Source organism: Mangrovitalea sediminis (assembly GCF_002514725.1).
GTDB lineage: Bacteria > Pseudomonadota > Gammaproteobacteria > Pseudomonadales > Oleiphilaceae > Mangrovitalea > Mangrovitalea sediminis.
In genome coordinates, this window is record NZ_NTLB01000005.1 from 470,291 (window position 1) to 485,850 (window position 15,560).

Annotated in this window: 13 protein-coding genes; 2 read left to right on the forward strand and 11 right to left on the reverse strand. The window is 57.5% G+C overall.

The features are described from left to right. Nucleotides 1–8: 8 nt before the first annotated feature. The 9 genes from CLR77_RS14635 to CLR77_RS14670 form a co-directional block, all read right to left on the reverse strand. Entirely contained in the window at nucleotides 9–836 is an 828-nt protein-coding gene (locus tag CLR77_RS14635) for a class II glutamine amidotransferase (RefSeq protein ID WP_097461399.1), read from the reverse strand. Nucleotides 837–934: 98 nt separating this feature from the next. Further along, complete coding sequence (locus CLR77_RS14640) at nucleotides 935–3,391, reverse strand: plasma-membrane proton-efflux P-type ATPase (protein ID WP_097461400.1); 2,457 nt, start codon at nucleotides 3,389–3,391, stop codon at nucleotides 935–937. Nucleotides 3,392–3,484: 93 nt separating this feature from the next. Beyond that, nucleotides 3,485–5,167 (reverse strand): phosphoglucomutase (alpha-D-glucose-1,6-bisphosphate-dependent), encoded by a 1,683-nt coding sequence (gene pgm, locus CLR77_RS14645; protein WP_097461401.1) that lies wholly within the window; start codon nucleotides 5,165–5,167, stop codon nucleotides 3,485–3,487. 282 nt (nucleotides 5,168–5,449) lie between these two features. Next, on the reverse strand, nucleotides 5,450–6,229 hold the full coding sequence (locus CLR77_RS14650; RefSeq protein ID WP_097461402.1) for an amino acid ABC transporter ATP-binding protein: 780 nt from the start codon (nucleotides 6,227–6,229) through the stop codon (nucleotides 5,450–5,452). Between the two features lie 39 nt (nucleotides 6,230–6,268). After that, nucleotides 6,269–7,366 (reverse strand): amino acid ABC transporter permease, encoded by a 1,098-nt coding sequence (locus CLR77_RS14655; protein WP_097461403.1) that lies wholly within the window; start codon nucleotides 7,364–7,366, stop codon nucleotides 6,269–6,271. A gap of 17 nt (nucleotides 7,367–7,383) precedes the next feature. Next, nucleotides 7,384–8,574: an amino acid ABC transporter permease gene (locus CLR77_RS14660; RefSeq protein ID WP_097461404.1), complete on the reverse strand. Its 1,191-nt coding sequence runs from the start codon at nucleotides 8,572–8,574 to the stop codon at nucleotides 7,384–7,386. A gap of 121 nt (nucleotides 8,575–8,695) precedes the next feature. Then, nucleotides 8,696–9,721 carry an amino acid ABC transporter substrate-binding protein gene (locus CLR77_RS14665; RefSeq protein WP_097461405.1) on the reverse strand — a complete coding sequence of 342 codons (1,026 nt, stop codon included), beginning with the start codon at nucleotides 9,719–9,721 and terminating at the stop codon, nucleotides 8,696–8,698. A 12-nt stretch (nucleotides 9,722–9,733) separates the two neighbouring features. Then, on the reverse strand, nucleotides 9,734–9,880 hold the full coding sequence (locus CLR77_RS20140; protein WP_158227214.1) for a hypothetical protein: 147 nt from the start codon (nucleotides 9,878–9,880) through the stop codon (nucleotides 9,734–9,736). 611 nt (nucleotides 9,881–10,491) lie between these two features. Further along, on the reverse strand, nucleotides 10,492–11,064 hold the full coding sequence (locus tag CLR77_RS14670) for a cytochrome b/b6 domain-containing protein (RefSeq protein WP_097461406.1): 573 nt from the start codon (nucleotides 11,062–11,064) through the stop codon (nucleotides 10,492–10,494). A gap of 301 nt (nucleotides 11,065–11,365) precedes the next feature. On the opposite strand from CLR77_RS14670, the gene CLR77_RS14675 reads away from it, so the two are divergent. Next, nucleotides 11,366–12,457: a calcium:proton antiporter gene (locus tag CLR77_RS14675; protein WP_097461407.1), complete on the forward strand. Its 1,092-nt coding sequence runs from the start codon at nucleotides 11,366–11,368 to the stop codon at nucleotides 12,455–12,457. Between the two features lie 47 nt (nucleotides 12,458–12,504). Next, nucleotides 12,505–14,310: a DNA helicase RecQ gene (gene recQ, locus CLR77_RS14680; protein ID WP_097461408.1), complete on the forward strand. Its 1,806-nt coding sequence runs from the start codon at nucleotides 12,505–12,507 to the stop codon at nucleotides 14,308–14,310. Between the two features lie 43 nt (nucleotides 14,311–14,353). On the opposite strand, the gene CLR77_RS14685 is transcribed toward recQ, so the two are convergent. Then, nucleotides 14,354–14,902: a YiiD C-terminal domain-containing protein gene (locus CLR77_RS14685; protein WP_097461409.1), complete on the reverse strand. Its 549-nt coding sequence runs from the start codon at nucleotides 14,900–14,902 to the stop codon at nucleotides 14,354–14,356. A 22-nt stretch (nucleotides 14,903–14,924) separates the two neighbouring features. Beyond that, complete coding sequence (locus CLR77_RS14690) at nucleotides 14,925–15,560, reverse strand: SCO family protein (RefSeq protein ID WP_097461410.1); 636 nt, start codon at nucleotides 15,558–15,560, stop codon at nucleotides 14,925–14,927.

Consider the following 15,560-nt stretch of genomic DNA (forward strand, 5'->3'; position numbering starts at 1 on the left):
AAGGCTCCTTAATGCGTTTTGGATGATGAGTCGGTGGATACGGAATCTTCGTTACGAGGCAAATCGATCCGTCCGCTGGCAACGGTTTCGCCCGCCCGCCATAAACGCCATTCGCCGCGATGGTATGGCGTCCAGATTTCATCAGTGGTCAACGGCTCGGTGGCGATCACACTGACCACATCTCGGGAAGTGGTTTCCTGCTGGAAATCGACAACAACGTCAGCATCTTTCAGGCGGGCCGGGCCAAAGGGCGCACGGCGAGTGATACAAAACAATTTGCTGGAACAGAACGTCAACAGCCAGTCACCGTTGCTGAGCAGGATATTGCAAACGCCTTGGCGGGCATACTCCCCACAGAGTGTGACAACGGTGTCCACCAATGCCGTTTCACCTGTGTCCGGATGATGCTCTGCCCGGATCCGATTCAAAAGATCGCAGAAAAGCGCCTCGCTATCCGTGTTGCCCACCGGCTGATAAAGGTCCTCCCGTCCCAAAAATCCGGGCACCTGCCCGTTATGGGCGAAGGTCCAGTAACGTCCCCAGAGCTCACGGATAAATGGATGGGTATTGACCAGGCAGACCGATCCGACATTAGCCTGCCGGATATGGGATATCACGATCTCGCTCTTGATGGGAAGACGTTGAACGACACCAGCGATCTCAGAGTTGGCGCTCGCGGCGGGCTCATGAAAGACACGAACCCCTCGCCCCTCATAAAAGGCCACACCCCAACCATCGCGATGGGGCCCCGTCGCGCCACCGCGCTGCATCAATCCGGTAAAACTGAAACGGATGTCGGTAGGCGTATTGGCACTCATTCCGAGCAATTCGCACATGTCGGCAAAATCTCCGGTAATGACCTAGGTTCCGACGTCAGGAATCTGTATCAATGATATCCCCTCAATGCCCTCGTAACAGCCAACATCGCGTTCCCTCAGGAATAATGCATCTTGCCCAGCAGCGGTGGCTGATCCTTTGCGAACATACGGTAGGCCAGGAGCTTGATGGCATCTTCCAGCAGGAAGCCCAGGAGCGCGTACCCCCAGACGAAACCGGCCCAGCCCCAGCCTAGCGGTGTCATAAAGACCCCGTAAACCGCAATCAACGTCGCCAGGATCTGGGTGCCAACGACGGCAGCCAGTAATGCCTTAGCCGGACGGATGGACCAGAAGGGGCCACGCGTACGAGTCACGAAAACCGTCAGGTGACCCGCCACAGAGAGCTTCAGGTATATCAGAGACTGGATCATGTCCTGGTTCAGATTGAAGACCCGCTCTGCCAGATAGAAGAGGCCGAAGGACTCGATAACCCCGGCAACACCCAACACCGTTGCCACGCCCAGAACCAACTGCATACGCCATGTTTCCGGCGCTTTCGCGTAACGCACCCGGTCATAGGCGATCGAAAGGATCGCGCCATCGTTCAACAGTGCCAGCAGTACGATCATGACGGCCGTCACCGGGTAAAAATTGAAAACCAGGATCGACAGCGTCATGAACAGCAGCACACGAATCGTTTCAGCGATGCGGTAGATTGCATAGCTATTCATGCGCTGGAAGATTTTCCGGCTTTCCTTGATGGCATCGATAATGACCGAAAGACCGGGTGTCATCAGAACGATATCAGCGGCATCCCGGGCTGCATCAGTCGCGCCGGAAACCGCGATACCACAGTCCGCCTTCTTCAGCGCAGGCGCATCGTTAACGCCGTCGCCCGTCATCCCGACAATGTGATTACGCTTCTGGAGTACGTCGACAATGTGGAACTTATGCTCAGGGAACACCTGGGCAAAGCCGTCAGCCTGCTCTATCGAATCCTCCAGTCGCCCCGCCTCATGCTCCCTTACCTTTTCGAAAATCCCGGCCGACAACAGGTTTCCGCCCAAGCCCAACTGGCCACCAATCTCTTTGGCTATCGCCAACTGGTCTCCAGTCACCATCTTGACGGTGACACCCATGTCCCGCGCTGTGGAAATCGTGGACTTGGAATCCTCGCGAGGCGGATCGAACAGCGGCAGGACGCCGACGAACTGCCATTGGCCGGAACTGTCGGTCCTTGCCACTCCCAGCGAACGAAAGCCGCGTTGAGCGAATTCGTTGACGGCGGAATCCACCTGTTGCCTTACCTGCTCGGCATTTGCGGCCAATGCCATAATGACCTGGGGCGCCCCTTTCGTGACCTTGAACGCATTACCGTCAGCCCCGGTTACGTCCGCTTCTGTGCGCTTATGCACGGGGTCGAACGGCTGAAAATGTGTAACCTTATAGGTCTTCAGTACATCCTTGTCCTTGAGGGCCGCAAAGATGGCATGATCGATCGTGTCATCATCCTCCTGGCGGGACGCCAGTGCGGCATTCAGGATCACGGCATCGGCAGTCATCCCTTTCAGGGTCAACGGCTCGCCCAAAGAGAGTTTATTCTGCGTCAGCGTGCCGGTTTTGTCGGAACACAGGATATCCATGCCGGCCAACTCTTCAATGGCAGCCAGCCGGCTGACAATGGCTTCCTTACGCGCCAGAAGACGGGCACCAACGGCCATCGTGACTGAAAGCACTGTCGGCATGGCAACAGGTATCGCGGCCACGGTCAACACCAGGGCAAATTGCAGCGTGGTGACGATGGAGTCGCCACGGAACAGCGCCGCAGCGAGGATCACCAGCACCAAAGCAATCGCAAGCAGAATAAGATAATTGCCGATTTTGAGGACCGCGCGCTGGAAATGGCTGACGACATGCGTCTGTTCGACCAACTGGGCGGTCTTGCCGAAATAGGTTCGGTCACCAGTGGCGTAGACCAGCGCGTCGATCTCGCCCCGACGGACAATGGAGCCCGAGAAGACCGCAGCCCCTTCTCCGGCCGTGACAGGCAGGGATTCACCGGTCAACGCCGATTGATCGACTTCAATCGTATCTCCCTCGAGCAAACGTGCGTCAGCAGGTACGATATCCCCCAGGCGAAGCCGAATACGGTCACCGGGCACCAGATCCCGCGCAGCCACAGAGCCCCACTGCCCGTTACGACAGGCACGCGCCCTGACCGCCAGGCGGGCCTTCAGTGCCGCGATGGCGTTACCGGCCTGATATTCCTCCCAGAATCCCACCACCGCATTGGCCAGCAACAACACAAGGATGATCGCGAAATCCGCCCAGTGACGCAGTAACGCCGATAAAATCATTGCCACTTCGATCATCCAGGGGATAGGCCCCCAGAAATACCCAAGCAGCTTGCGCAAGACGCCCTGCTCTTTCGCCTCGATTTCGTTGTGCCCATATTGTTGCAGGCGCTCTTCGACCTGGGCGTCGTTGAGGCCATCCGGGGAAAACCCGAGCTTGGCCTTCAGGTCTTCCAGGGGCATTTTCTGTTGGTCTTCCTGAGGCTGACCGGGTTGCATGAACGAAATCTCCTGACTGAGTCCCGAAAACCGGGCCATCTGATTGGGGTCCGCCCCATTCAGCTCATTCGCTGCATGAGTTCACGATGGATACTAGGATCTCGAAGACGGTTCGCCGACCGCCGTTCCGACTACCGCTCGCGCTTCATCGAGGATCACCCTCAGGTGTTCAGCGCCTTCGAAGCTCTCCGCATAGATCTTGTAGATATCCTCGGTTCCGGATGGACGTGCCGCAAACCACCCGTTTGCCGTCATAACCTTGAGACCACCAATCGGTGCGCCATTCCCCGGTGCATGTGTCAAAACCTGTTCAACAGGAAATCCGGCCAGTGTCTCAAGATGGACCTGATCCGGCGACAGGCTTCCCAGCCGTTTTTTCTGCTCGGGCGACGCCGGTGCATCCACGCGTTCGTAGACCGGTGCGCCCAACTCCTGAGTCAGAGCCTCGTAACACTGCCCGGGATCCTGCCCTGTTCGCGCCGTCATTTCAGCGGACAAGAGGCAAGGCACCAGTCCGTCCTTGTCAGTGGTCCAGACCCGGCCGTCCCGGCGCAGGAAGGTTGCGCCGGCACTCTCCTCGCCGACAAAACCAAGCGAACCATCCATCAGCCCGTCCACGAACCATTTGAAACCGACCGGTGTTTCATAGAGTTTACGCCCCAGACGGGCAGTCACTCGATCAATCAGCGCGCTACTCACCACGGTCTTGCCCACCGCGGCATCGCTCGGCCACTGGGGGCGGTGCCTGAACAGGTAGTCAATCGAGGTTGCCAGGTAGTGATTCGGCGCCATAAGACCGCCGCTTCGAGTCACGACGCCATGGCGGTCATGGTCGGTGTCACAACCAAAGGCGACATCGAAACGATCTCTGGCACTCACCAAACCCTGCATGACATAAGGCGAGGAGGGATCCATGCGAATCTGACCGTCCCAGTCCACCCGCATAAAGCGAAACGTGGGGTCGACCACATCGTTGAGCACCGTCAGGTCCAGGCCATAGCGCTCGCCGATCTCACCCCAATAATGGACGGCAGCCCCCCCCAGAGGGTCCACAGCCATACGAACGCCTGCCGCAGAAATGCAGGCCATGTCGATCACCTGATCCAGTTCTGACACATAGTGGTCGAGATAGTCGAAGATATGGGTCGTATCCGCCTTCAGGGCTCGCTCGTAGGGCATCCGGCGAACACCCTTCAGCCCGTCCTGCAGCAGCGCGTTTGCGCAATTTTCTATCCAGCCGGTGATATCGCCCCCGGCAGGGCCGCCGTGTGGTGGGTTGTATTTGAAACCGCCATCCTGTGGCGGGTTGTGGGATGGCGTAATGACGATACCGTCCGCCCTGGCACGGCTCTTGTCCTGGTTATGCGTCAAAATGGCATGGGAGATGACGGGGGTCGGCGTGTAGACCTCTTTACCGGCGATCATCGCAGTTACGCCGTTGGCAGCCAGCACTTCCAGCGTGGTCACAAAAGCGGGCGTTGACAGCGCATGGGTATCGCGGCCGAGAAACAAGGGCCCGCTAATCCCGTTTTCCTGGCGATATTGGCAAATAGCCTGGGTGACGGCCAGGATGTGATCCTCGTTGAACGCATTGTTCTGTGATGATCCACGATGACCGGAAGTCCCGAAAGCAACCCGCTGGCTCGGTACCGCGGGATCGGGATGACGACTGTAGTAGGCGGTAATCAGGTCCGGGACATCCACCAGCAGGTGGACAGGCATCGGTTTTCCGGCAAGCGGACTGACGCGGGGGGTAGCATTATCATCATGAGGCATCTTCGATCTCCCTGGATATCCCGAAAACGAACGCGGTCCCGTCGCGCTAACGACGACACTGTCAAATGTCGGGATAATATCCTGTCCCCCGCATTTTCCATAACGGAATAGGAAAATCCCATTGCAATTCATGTGTGTAAAAAGGATACGACATTGCCGGGGCGGGAGGTTGACCTGAAACAAGGGAACGCGTGAAAAGGCTCCCGGAAGGGCTGGCAGGACGCCGCCACTGGGGTGCGTCCCGCCATTCCCAGCCTGGCAACCTGCCAGGCTGGGTGCTTATCAGTGTTGCAGGATCTGGCTGAGGAACAGTTTGGTCCGCTCGTTCTGAGGATTGAGGAAGAACTCCTCCGGTGCATTTTCCTCGACGATCTGACCGGCATCCATAAAGATCACGCGATCCGCCACTTTCCTGGCAAAACCCATTTCGTGGGTAACGCAGATCATGGTCATGCCCTCTTCCGCCAGATCGGTCATGACGTCCAGGACTTCCTTGATCATTTCCGGATCGAGTGCCGAGGTCGGCTCATCGAACAGCATGACCTTCGGGCTCATGCAGAGACTGCGAGCGATCGCCACACGCTGCTGCTGGCCACCGGAAAGCTGCCCCGGAAACTTGGTTGCCTGGTTGGCGATTTTCACGCGCTCCAGGTACGTCATCGCTGCCGCTTCGGCTTCCTTGCGCGGCACCTTGTTGACCCAGATCGGCGCGAGACAGCAGTTGTCCAACACCGTCAGATGGGGAAACAGATTAAAGTGCTGGAAGACCATGCCCACATCCCGGCGGATGCGTTCGATATTCTTGACCTCTTCCGTCACCTCAACACCTTCGACCAGAATCTTGCCTCTCTGGTGTTCCTCAAGGTGATTGATACACCGGATCATTGTGGATTTACCCGATCCGGAGGGCCCGCAGACCACGATACGCTCTCCACGCCGTACCGTAAGATTGATATCCTTCAGGACGTGAAAGGCGCCATACCACTTGTGCATGTCGATGATTTCAATCATCGGTTCGCCAGCCGGCTTTTCAGCCGGAGTGTTCACATTGGCTTCAGACATGAACGATTCCTCGTAAACAGTTCTCGCGAGCCGCTTCTATCAGCGCTTGTGGCCGGTTTCGAAGCGTCTCTCCAAATGCAGGCTGTAGCGGGAAATCCCGAAACAGAAGGCCCAGTAAAAGAGGCCCGCGAAGACATAACCTTCCACCGTCATACCCAGCCATTTGGGATCGGTGAGGCCCGCTTGAACAATACCCAACAAGTCCAGCAGACTGATGATCGACACCAGCGTCGTGTCCTTGAACAGCTCGATAAAGGTTACGACCAGACCCGGAATCACCATTTTCAGCGCCTGAGGCAAAACAATCAGGACCATCGATTTGGCGTAACTCAGGCCCAGCGACGACGCGGCCTCGAATTGCCCCTTGGGAATCGCCTGCAAACCACCCCGGACGACCTCGGCAACGTAGGCCCCCTGGAACAGGGCGATACCGACCAATGCCCGCAGCAGCTTATTGAAGTCGACGCCCTGAGGCAGAAACAGCGGCAGCATGACCGACGCCATGAACAGCACCGTAATCAGCGGAACGCCGCGCCACAGTTCGATGTAGGACACGCAGACCGATTTCAATATCGGCATCTTCGAGCGGCGCCCAAGCGCCAACAGGATCCCCAACGGCAAAGCGCAGACGATGCCAACAGTCGACAGGATCAGGGTCAGCATCAACCCGCCCCACTGCGACGTGGTGACCACCGGTAACCCAAACACGCCTCCATGGAAGAGATTGTAGGCAATGAACGGGAAAACGAAGAGCGTGAAAGAGCCAATCCAGATTTTGCCGGGAATACGGGGTGCAATCAGCAGTCCGATCAAACCGGCGAAAATCCCCCAGGTCAACAGGACCCGCCAATGCTCCGCTTGCGGATAGAAACCGAACATGAACTGCTCAAAACGCGCGCCGACGAAGACCCAACAGGCGCCACCGCTGGTACAGGCTGCGCGGGTGTTACCCACCCAGTCTGCGTCGATGAAAGCCCACTTGATCACCGGCGGGATCGCCAGGTACAGCAGGTAAAGCGCAGCAATCGTCATCACCGAATTACTCGGCGAGGAAAACAGATTCTTACGCAACCACCCGATAACACCAACTTCGGAAACGGGTGGCGGTAGATCGGGATGTTTTTCGAACGTATCCATGATAGCCAGCCTCTCCCCTAGCGCTCAATCAGGCGCTTACGATGGTTATACCAATTCATAAACAGCGAGATCAGCAAACTGATCGACAGATAAACCCCCATCGTCATGGCGATAATCACCACCGCCTGTCCGGTCTGGTTAAGTGTCGTACCGGCGAAGACGTTGACCAGATCGGGATAACCGATGGCTGTCGCCAGCGAGGAGTTCTTCGTCAGGTTCAGATACTGGCTGGTCAATGGCGGTATGATCACTCGCAGGGCCTGAGGCAGAACAACAAGGCGCATGACGTGACCGCGTTTCAAGCCCAGTGAGCTTGCCGCTTCCGTCTGGCCATGGCTGACTGACAATATTCCGGAACGGACAATTTCAGCGATCGACGACGCGGTGTAGATCGTCAATGCGATCACCAATGCTGTCAGCTCTGGGATCACCGCCAATCCACCCGTGAAGTTGAACCCTTGAAGCTTGGGCAGACTCCACGTCAACGGCGCCCCTACCGCGAAGAACGTCAGCAGCGGAAGCAGGATCAGGATACCGAGGGACACCCATACCGTATGGAACTGCTGCCCGGTACGCATCTGCCTGTTGTGCGCCCATCGTTTGATGAAGATCACCGCGATGATCGCCAGGATCAACGCCCCCAGTATGAAACCGGACCCAGGGCCGAACACCGGCTCGGGCAGGTACACACCACGGATATTCAGGAAGATGACGTCGCCAATGTGCAGGCTTTGCCGTGGAGACGGCATGGTTTCAACCACCGCGAAATACCAGAAGAACACCTGAAGCAGTAACGGGATGTTCCGAAAGGTTTCGATATAGATGGCAGCCAGCTTCGCGATAAGCCAGTTATGGCTGAGTCGGGCCAGACCGATAATCAGGCCGACAATGGTTGCGAAGAAAATACCCAGTACGGAGATCATCACCGTATTCAGCAGGCCGACCAGGAAGGTGCGACCGTAAGTCGATGCTGGCGTATACGGAATCAAACTCTGGATGATCCCAAAACCGGCAGGCTGGCTCAGAAAGCTGAAGCCGGTCGAGATCCCATGCGCCTGCATGTTGACCTGGGTATTGTGAAAGATATAAGCAAAAAACAGGACTACCCCAAGCAACAGGGTAATCTGGGCAACCCAACCATGCACTCGCGGATTTTTCCACGGGCGAGGCTTGGAGGGAGCCAGGGACTGGTTTGTCTGGTCAGACATAGGCACCTTCAAACAAGGTCTCTATCGCACCCTGAGTGCGGACATCATTTAACACAGCCTTATTCAGGCAGATGTACAAAAGGCGCAGCCACATTGGGCTGCGCCTTCGGGCTCCTAACCCTTACTGCCAGGGCGGAGCGTACATGATGCCGCCGTCTTTCCACAGCGCGTTCAGGCCGCGGCGGATTTTCAGCGGAGAGTCCTTACCGACGTTACGGTCGAAGGATTGAGCGTAGTTACCGACTTGCTTCACGATGTTGTAAGCCCAGTCGTTGGATACACCCAGCATTTTACCAAAATCGCCTTCCTTACCCAGGAAGCGGACGATTGCCGGGTTCTTGCTGTGAGCACGCAGGTCATCGACGTTGTTGGACGTGATACCCAGCCCCTCAGCGTCCTGCATCGCGAACAGGCTCCACTTGACGATATTGAACCACTGTACGTCGCCTTGACGAACAGACGGCCCCAGAGGCTCTTTTGAGATAACGTCAGGCAGTACTTCAGCACTGCTCGGATCTTTCAGCACGGCTTTCCAGGCATACAGCTGGGACTGGTCGGACGTGAGTGCGTCGCAACGGCCGCTCTCGAACGCCTTCTCAGTGGCATCGCCGGTGTCGAAGGTTACCGGGGTGAACTTCATGTTGTGGCTGCGGAAGTAGTCAGCCAGGTTCAGCTCGGTGGTGGTACCGGACTGAACACAAACGGTAGCGCCGCTGAGCTCGCTCGCTTTCTTCACACCCAGGCTCTTCTTGACCAGGAAGCCCTGACCGTCGTAGTAGTTAACGCCGGTGAAGGTAATGCCCAGAGAGGCATCGCGAGTAAGAGTCCAGGTGGTGTTGCGGGACAGCATGTCGATTTCGCCCGACTGCAGAGCGGTGAAGCGCTCCTTGGCGTTCAGCGGAGTGTACTTGACCTTGCTGGCATCACCGAACATGGCGGCGGCCACGGCACGGCAAACATCGACATCAAGACCTTTCCAGTGGCCCTTGTCGTCAATGTTGGAGAAACCGGGCAAACCGGTGTTCACGCCACATTGAACAAAACCTTTCTTTTTGACAGCGTCAAAGGTCGCACCAGCGCTTGCCGTTCCTGCGACCATGGCGAGCGTCAGGGCGGTGCCTGCGGCTACGAGACGTAACGTTTTCATTATTGTTCCTCACTATTCCTGGACTGTTGTTATTGTCAGTACCACAGAGTTGGCGCTTGTGGCGCCGTCCTGCAATACCCGCTTCCCCTGTAACCAGACACGATCGCGCGCCGGATGCAGGTGGTTGAAGGCACAATGGTCAGTGCCGTCGAAGCGCATACAATCGCTCCCAGTCAACACCGAAGCGCTAAGCTGGTCAAGCGCCTTGCCTGGCAGGGTCGCGGTGACAATGAACCCTTCCCGACTGCGTGAACAATCGGACCAAACGGGGCGAAGCGATTGCACAATGCGGGCCAGATTTAAAAACGTCCGACTTTCGTCTAACGCCAAATCCCGCCTGCATATCTTTACCGGAAAACCGCGAAGTCAGATAACACCGGGCCTCACAGCACTTCCGGAAATTCCCCAAAATTCTTTTCTGAACAAAGCGTGCTCAGCCAGCATTGACAGGCCTTGCACAGCATTGAGCCGATCCTTTCTTGACGTGCACCGATGACGTGCCTCGTGCTCATTTCTGCCCGCTTTCATGGCAGGGGAAAGGTCCGCTATCTGTCTCGTTTCGTACGGGAGTTGCAACAACCAATGTGTGGGCCGGAAAGATTTGCAAACGCCCTACCGGAAGATAGTCCGGCAGGGCGCTGTGAGCAATTAGATATTTGGATGTATTGGCATTTCCGTAACCTGGCAGGCCAACGGAAAGCGCCGGAAACCGGGGCCCGGGGCACCATCAGCGCCACCGGGTCCGTACACCGGCCAGGTTGGCTCGCAGTTTACGATGCGCGGAAGATATTGAGAACAGAACGATGCCCCGCCAGCAAATGGATCATCACCGCCCCGACGTGCAGCCCCAGATATCCCCACATGACCGGGCCCCAGAAGCTATGGAACTCCGCGATGGCATGAACGGTAGCGCCCATGGCGCCATCCGCTGCCATCCCCAGAAACAGCACTAACCCACTTGCCGCCAGGAGGGTTCCGACCAAAAGCCCCAATCCCTGAATGCCCCCGGCCAGACTATCCTGCTGCTCCGGATTTTCGATGCGTAAGCGTAACAGGCCCTTGATATCGTCAAACACCGCCGTACGCCGCGCCCGGGAGAACCAGGGAAAGAAATGCCCCCACCCTTTGTGGGCATTGCCACTGATAAAGAGCAGCCAATGCAGCACCACGATGGCCAGCACCGCAACACCCACGTAACGGTGCGCGTCATACGTCAAATTTTCAAAAGCAGTGTGTACCCGGCCTGGGTGCGGCGGTCTCATCACCAGACTGAGAAGCATTTGTAGCGAGATTGCTGCTGCCAACAGCCAATGCAACACACGGGTATAAAGGCCATACTTCATTCGACAGATCCTTCTTCCAAGGTAACAGTTTAGTGCCGGGCCTTATCCGGCAATACAGCAAAGCGAGAGTCTGGAGTAATGAAGACAGTCCTCCCAGTGCGCCTCAGGGAACATTTCCTCATGAGGTGACTCTGCAAAACATCATAAAACGCTTAAAAGAAGCTTATGCTCCCCAACCGGTCACTGCCTGGCTCTGGCTTGTACCTCGATGCGCCCTCCCTTACTATCCCCGCATCGAACCGACAGCATTGTCATTATCGGCCGGCAAACATTGCCGCTCTCTTTACACCTCTGGAAGATCATGTTGACAACCCTGAGGCAGGAAAAATTCCTTTGGCTGGCCATGAGTGTCGGCATCGCCATGCGCCTGTCGAGTCACTTTTTCGCAGGGGCGGGCCGGTCAGCCTCGTTAATGCTGGCACTTGTCATCATCGCCGTTATCGTTGGAGCTGCCTTACGGGTTGCCCACCACGCCGAACAGTTGGCGGAGCGGTTTGGAGAACCCTATGGCACGATGATCCTGACCATCAGTGCCGTCCTGGTCGAGGTTCTGGTATTAGCCATACTCCTGACCCACGACCAGGCGCCAACGCTGGTCCGGGATACGATCTATTCGGCACTGATGCTGGACATCAATGGCGTACTCGGTATCGCGGCGCTTATTGGCGGGCTCAAGCATGGCGAGCAGAAATACAACTGCGACTCCGGCAACAGCTACGTCGTCATGATCCTCATTGCCGTGGCGATCGCCATGGTCGTTCCGGAATTTGTCCCACCGGCAAGCGCACGGGCTTATTCGATATTTACCATACTGATCATGCTGGTGCTATACGGCCTTTTCCTGCGTCTGCAAACCGGTCAGCATTCCTATTTCTTCTCCTATGCCTATAAGCGCAAGATATCTGCGGAGTCGCATGATGCCGGGCCGGCGTCCACGATTCCAGTCGCACGTCACGTCATCTACCTGGTCGTCGGCCTCGCGATCATCGGCTGGTTGTCCGAGATCATGTCCCCCTATCTCACCAGGGGTCTGGACGGTTCCGGCCTGCCCGCAATCGTTCCCGGACTGCTCGTCGCCTTCATTTCGGCCAGCCCGGAAATCCTGACAGCACTGCGTTCGGCGCTCGCCAACCGTATCCAGTCCACGCTTAACATTGCTCTGGGGGCGTCACTGTCCACGGTACTGCTGACCGTTCCCGTCATCGAGGCGATTGGTCTTTTCACGCACCATACCATCACCATAGCGATGACACCGGTACAGACCCTTATGGTGTTCGTTACACTGATTGCCGCCACGATCAATTTAACCGACGGGTCGACGAACGCGATCGAGGGCAAAGCGCACTTTGCCCTGTTTCTGACGTTCGTTATGTTGTCGGCCATCGGTCTTTAACAACCGCCAGGGAAGGCGGCCAGTCGCGACTTTAGGAGTCAGGATTCGTGTCAACGGACCCGCAGCAGATCCTCAACACCGTTTTTGGATATTCGGCCTTTCGGGGCTCCCAGCAAGAGATCATCAATGAACTGATATCCGGTCGTGACGCGCTCGTCCTCATGCCGACCGGAGGCGGTAAATCCCTCTGTTACCAGATCCCCGCGTTGGCACGCCCCGGCGTGGGCATCGTCGTCTCCCCCTTGATCGCGTTGATGCAGGACCAAGTCAATGCACTACGGCAACTTGGCGTGCGAGCGGACTTCCTGAACTCCACCCTCGCCTGGGACGACGTCTCCGCTATCGAACAGCGCCTGCTGAAAGGCGACCTGGACCTGCTGTACATTGCTCCTGAGCGGCTGATTCAGGAACGCACGCTGGATTTGCTCGATCGTGCGCCTATCGGGCTTTTCGCGATCGACGAAGCGCACTGCGTTTCCCAGTGGGGACACGACTTCCGTGCCGACTATCTCGCCCTGAGCATTCTTCATGAGCGCTACCCCCAGATTCCCCGCGTTGCGTTGACCGCCACTGCGGACGCCCGAACTCGCCAGGAAATCGTCCAACGCCTCGATCTGACCAATGCACGGCAGTTCGTTACCAGCTTCGACCGTCCCAATATCCAGTACCGCATCACCCAGAAAAGGAACGCTCGCCAGCAGTTGCTGCACTTCCTACGCCGCGAACACCCGACCGATGCGGGTATCGTTTACTGCCTTTCCCGAAACAAGGTGGAAACCGTCGCCAAGTGGCTGTCAGCCGAGGGCTTTAACGCCGTGCCCTACCATGCCGGATTAACCCCCCGACAGCGGCAGGAACACCAGGAACGGTTCCTGCGCGAAGACGGCGTCATTGTCGTCGCGACCATCGCTTTCGGCATGGGTATCGACAAGCCCGACGTGCGTTTTGTCGCCCATCTCGACCTCCCCAAGAGTCTCGAAGCCTATTATCAGGAAACCGGCCGGGCCGGACGTGACGCGCTGCCCTCCACCGCCTGGATGGCCTACGGCTTGCAGGACGTCATCAAACTGCGTCAAATGATGGACGGCTCCGAAGCCAGCGATGCCCACAAACGGGCAGAGCGGCAAAAGCTCGATGCCATGCTGGCACTCTGCGAAACAACCGCCTGCCGGCGCCACACCCTGCTGGCCTACTTCGGAGAAGCCTCGCCGGAACATTGCGGCAACTGCGACACCTGCCTTACGCCGGTCCCCACCTGGGATGCTACGGTTCCCGTGCAGATGGCGTTGTCCTGCGTTTACCGCACCGGCCAACGCTTCGGCGTCAACCATGTCATCGATGTCCTTAGAGGTGACGCGACCGACAAGGTCTCACAAAACGGGCACCAGGCCCTGTCGACGTTCGGTATCGGAAAAGACCGATCCGCGACCGAGTGGCGCTCTATCTTTCGTCAGTTGGTTGCCGGGGGCTATCTTAGCGCCGATATCGACGGTTTCGGTGCACTCAAGCTGACCGAGCTCTGTCGGCCGCTCCTGCGCGGCGATGCCACGCTCGCCTTACGGAAGGATATCGCTGAACCGCAGGACAAGAGTGCGCGTCAGCGTAAGAAGAAAGGCTCCCCAGCGGTGCCTGAGCACCTGCTCGAGGCTTGGGAAGCCTTGCGCGCCTGCCGCAAGCGCCTCGCGGACGAACAGGGCGTACCGCCCTATGTTATCTTCCACGACGCCACGCTCCTGTCCCTACTTGAGCACAAACCGTCGAGCCTCAACGATATGCGCGACATCAGCGGCATCGGCGAAGCGAAACTGGAGCGTTACGGCGACGCCTTTCTGGAAGTGTTGGGCTCGCTGTAGCGGTTTTTCGACGCCTTTACGGGATATCCATATCGGGAGGCGGCTACTTGCGGCGGACCTGATACAGCGCCTTCGAGAAGGCAACGATCTCGCCTTCCGTGTCCCGCAACTCCCCTTCCAGCGCGAATTCGGCCTTACCCTCCGCTTCGACCTCCCGCCGGATACGTTCAACTTCTTCCGGCGAGATCGCGAATTCGACCGTAACGTCACTCTTGGCCGTTTTCACATAAGTCATGGTCAGCGACTTGAGGATGGGAACGAAACCGGCACCGAACTCGAACAGAACCAACACCCCACCCGGAATCTCCGCCAGCACGAACATCGCGCCGGCATAGAGGGTACCGATGTGGTTACGATTGCCCTTCAGCGGGATGCGGGCCCGTACATGACCAGGCCGCAACTCCTGTACCTGGAAGTGGTTCCGCCGTGCAAAGGGCACCGCTACCCCCACCAGTCGGTTTAACGCTGCATAGGCTCCCAGCCGTTTGCCTGCCTGAAGGAAGTCACCTACCCCCTGCCGCCCGGCAGGCTCGCCCTCCAGTCGCTGAAACCATTGCCCCAGAAACGTGGCCACGCGATCCGTCAAATCCATCCGATTCCCCTTACTGGCTTTATTAACTGCCTTTCTGTAGATCCCGTGGTGCAGGATTGTTACCGTCGGCCATCTGCTTAAGATCATGAGCGATGGCATCAGCCCCATTTTTGTAATTCATCACCAGACTGACTTTCCCCTCGGAATCGAACACGAAAATAGCCGCGCTGTGATTAACCCCGTATTCGCGGTGCGCGTCCGGTTTGTCATAGCTGTAGGAAACGCGATAGCGCTTCGCCAACGCCTGCAATTGGTCCTGGGTGCCGGTCAGCCCCACCAACTCCGGCGAACCGAAGGCCTCAACGTAGGCCTTGAGTACTGCCGGGGTGTCCCTCTCCGGGTCCACACTCACGAACAGGAAGCGGACGGCACTCGCCTGCCCCTTGAGTTCATGCAGCGCACGAATGACCGTGGCGACCGTCGTCGGGCAAACATCGGGACAGTGGGTGTAGCCGAAATACAGCAAGGTGGTATAGCCCTTGTAGGCGCGCTGGGTTACCGCCTTTCCGTCGGTGTTGGTCAGCTTGAAGGCAAGGTCCGGCATCAGACCACGGATGTCATGGGTCTTCCAGGTCGGATCTGAGCGGCTACAACCCGCCAACAGGGGTATCGCTAAAACCAGGGCGTATAGCAGCCCGGCGTTGAGAGGCATCTTCAT

Bases quoted from the DNA above. Each gene is read 5' to 3' on its own strand.
- CLR77_RS14635 (WP_097461399.1), bottom strand. From the start codon at position 836: ATGTGCGAATTGCTCGGAATGAGTGCCAATACGCCTACCGACATCCGT.
- CLR77_RS14640 (WP_097461400.1), bottom strand. From the start codon at position 3,391: ATGCAACCCGGTCAGCCTCAGGAAGACCAACAGAAAATGCCCCTGGAA.
- pgm (WP_097461401.1), bottom strand. From the start codon at position 5,167: ATGCCTCATGATGATAATGCTACCCCCCGCGTCAGTCCGCTTGCCGGA.
- CLR77_RS14650 (WP_097461402.1), bottom strand. From the start codon at position 6,229: ATGTCTGAAGCCAATGTGAACACTCCGGCTGAAAAGCCGGCTGGCGAA.
- CLR77_RS14655 (WP_097461403.1), bottom strand. From the start codon at position 7,366: ATGGATACGTTCGAAAAACATCCCGATCTACCGCCACCCGTTTCCGAA.
- CLR77_RS14660 (WP_097461404.1), bottom strand. From the start codon at position 8,574: ATGTCTGACCAGACAAACCAGTCCCTGGCTCCCTCCAAGCCTCGCCCG.
- CLR77_RS14665 (WP_097461405.1), bottom strand. From the start codon at position 9,721: ATGAAAACGTTACGTCTCGTAGCCGCAGGCACCGCCCTGACGCTCGCC.
- CLR77_RS20140 (WP_158227214.1), bottom strand. From the start codon at position 9,880: ATGCGCTTCGACGGCACTGACCATTGTGCCTTCAACCACCTGCATCCG.
- CLR77_RS14670 (WP_097461406.1), bottom strand. From the start codon at position 11,064: ATGAAGTATGGCCTTTATACCCGTGTGTTGCATTGGCTGTTGGCAGCA.
- CLR77_RS14675 (WP_097461407.1), top strand. From the start codon at position 11,366: ATGTTGACAACCCTGAGGCAGGAAAAATTCCTTTGGCTGGCCATGAGT.
- CLR77_RS14685 (WP_097461409.1), bottom strand. From the start codon at position 14,902: ATGGATTTGACGGATCGCGTGGCCACGTTTCTGGGGCAATGGTTTCAG.
- CLR77_RS14690 (WP_097461410.1), bottom strand. From the start codon at position 15,560: ATGAAGATGCCTCTCAACGCCGGGCTGCTATACGCCCTGGTTTTAGCG.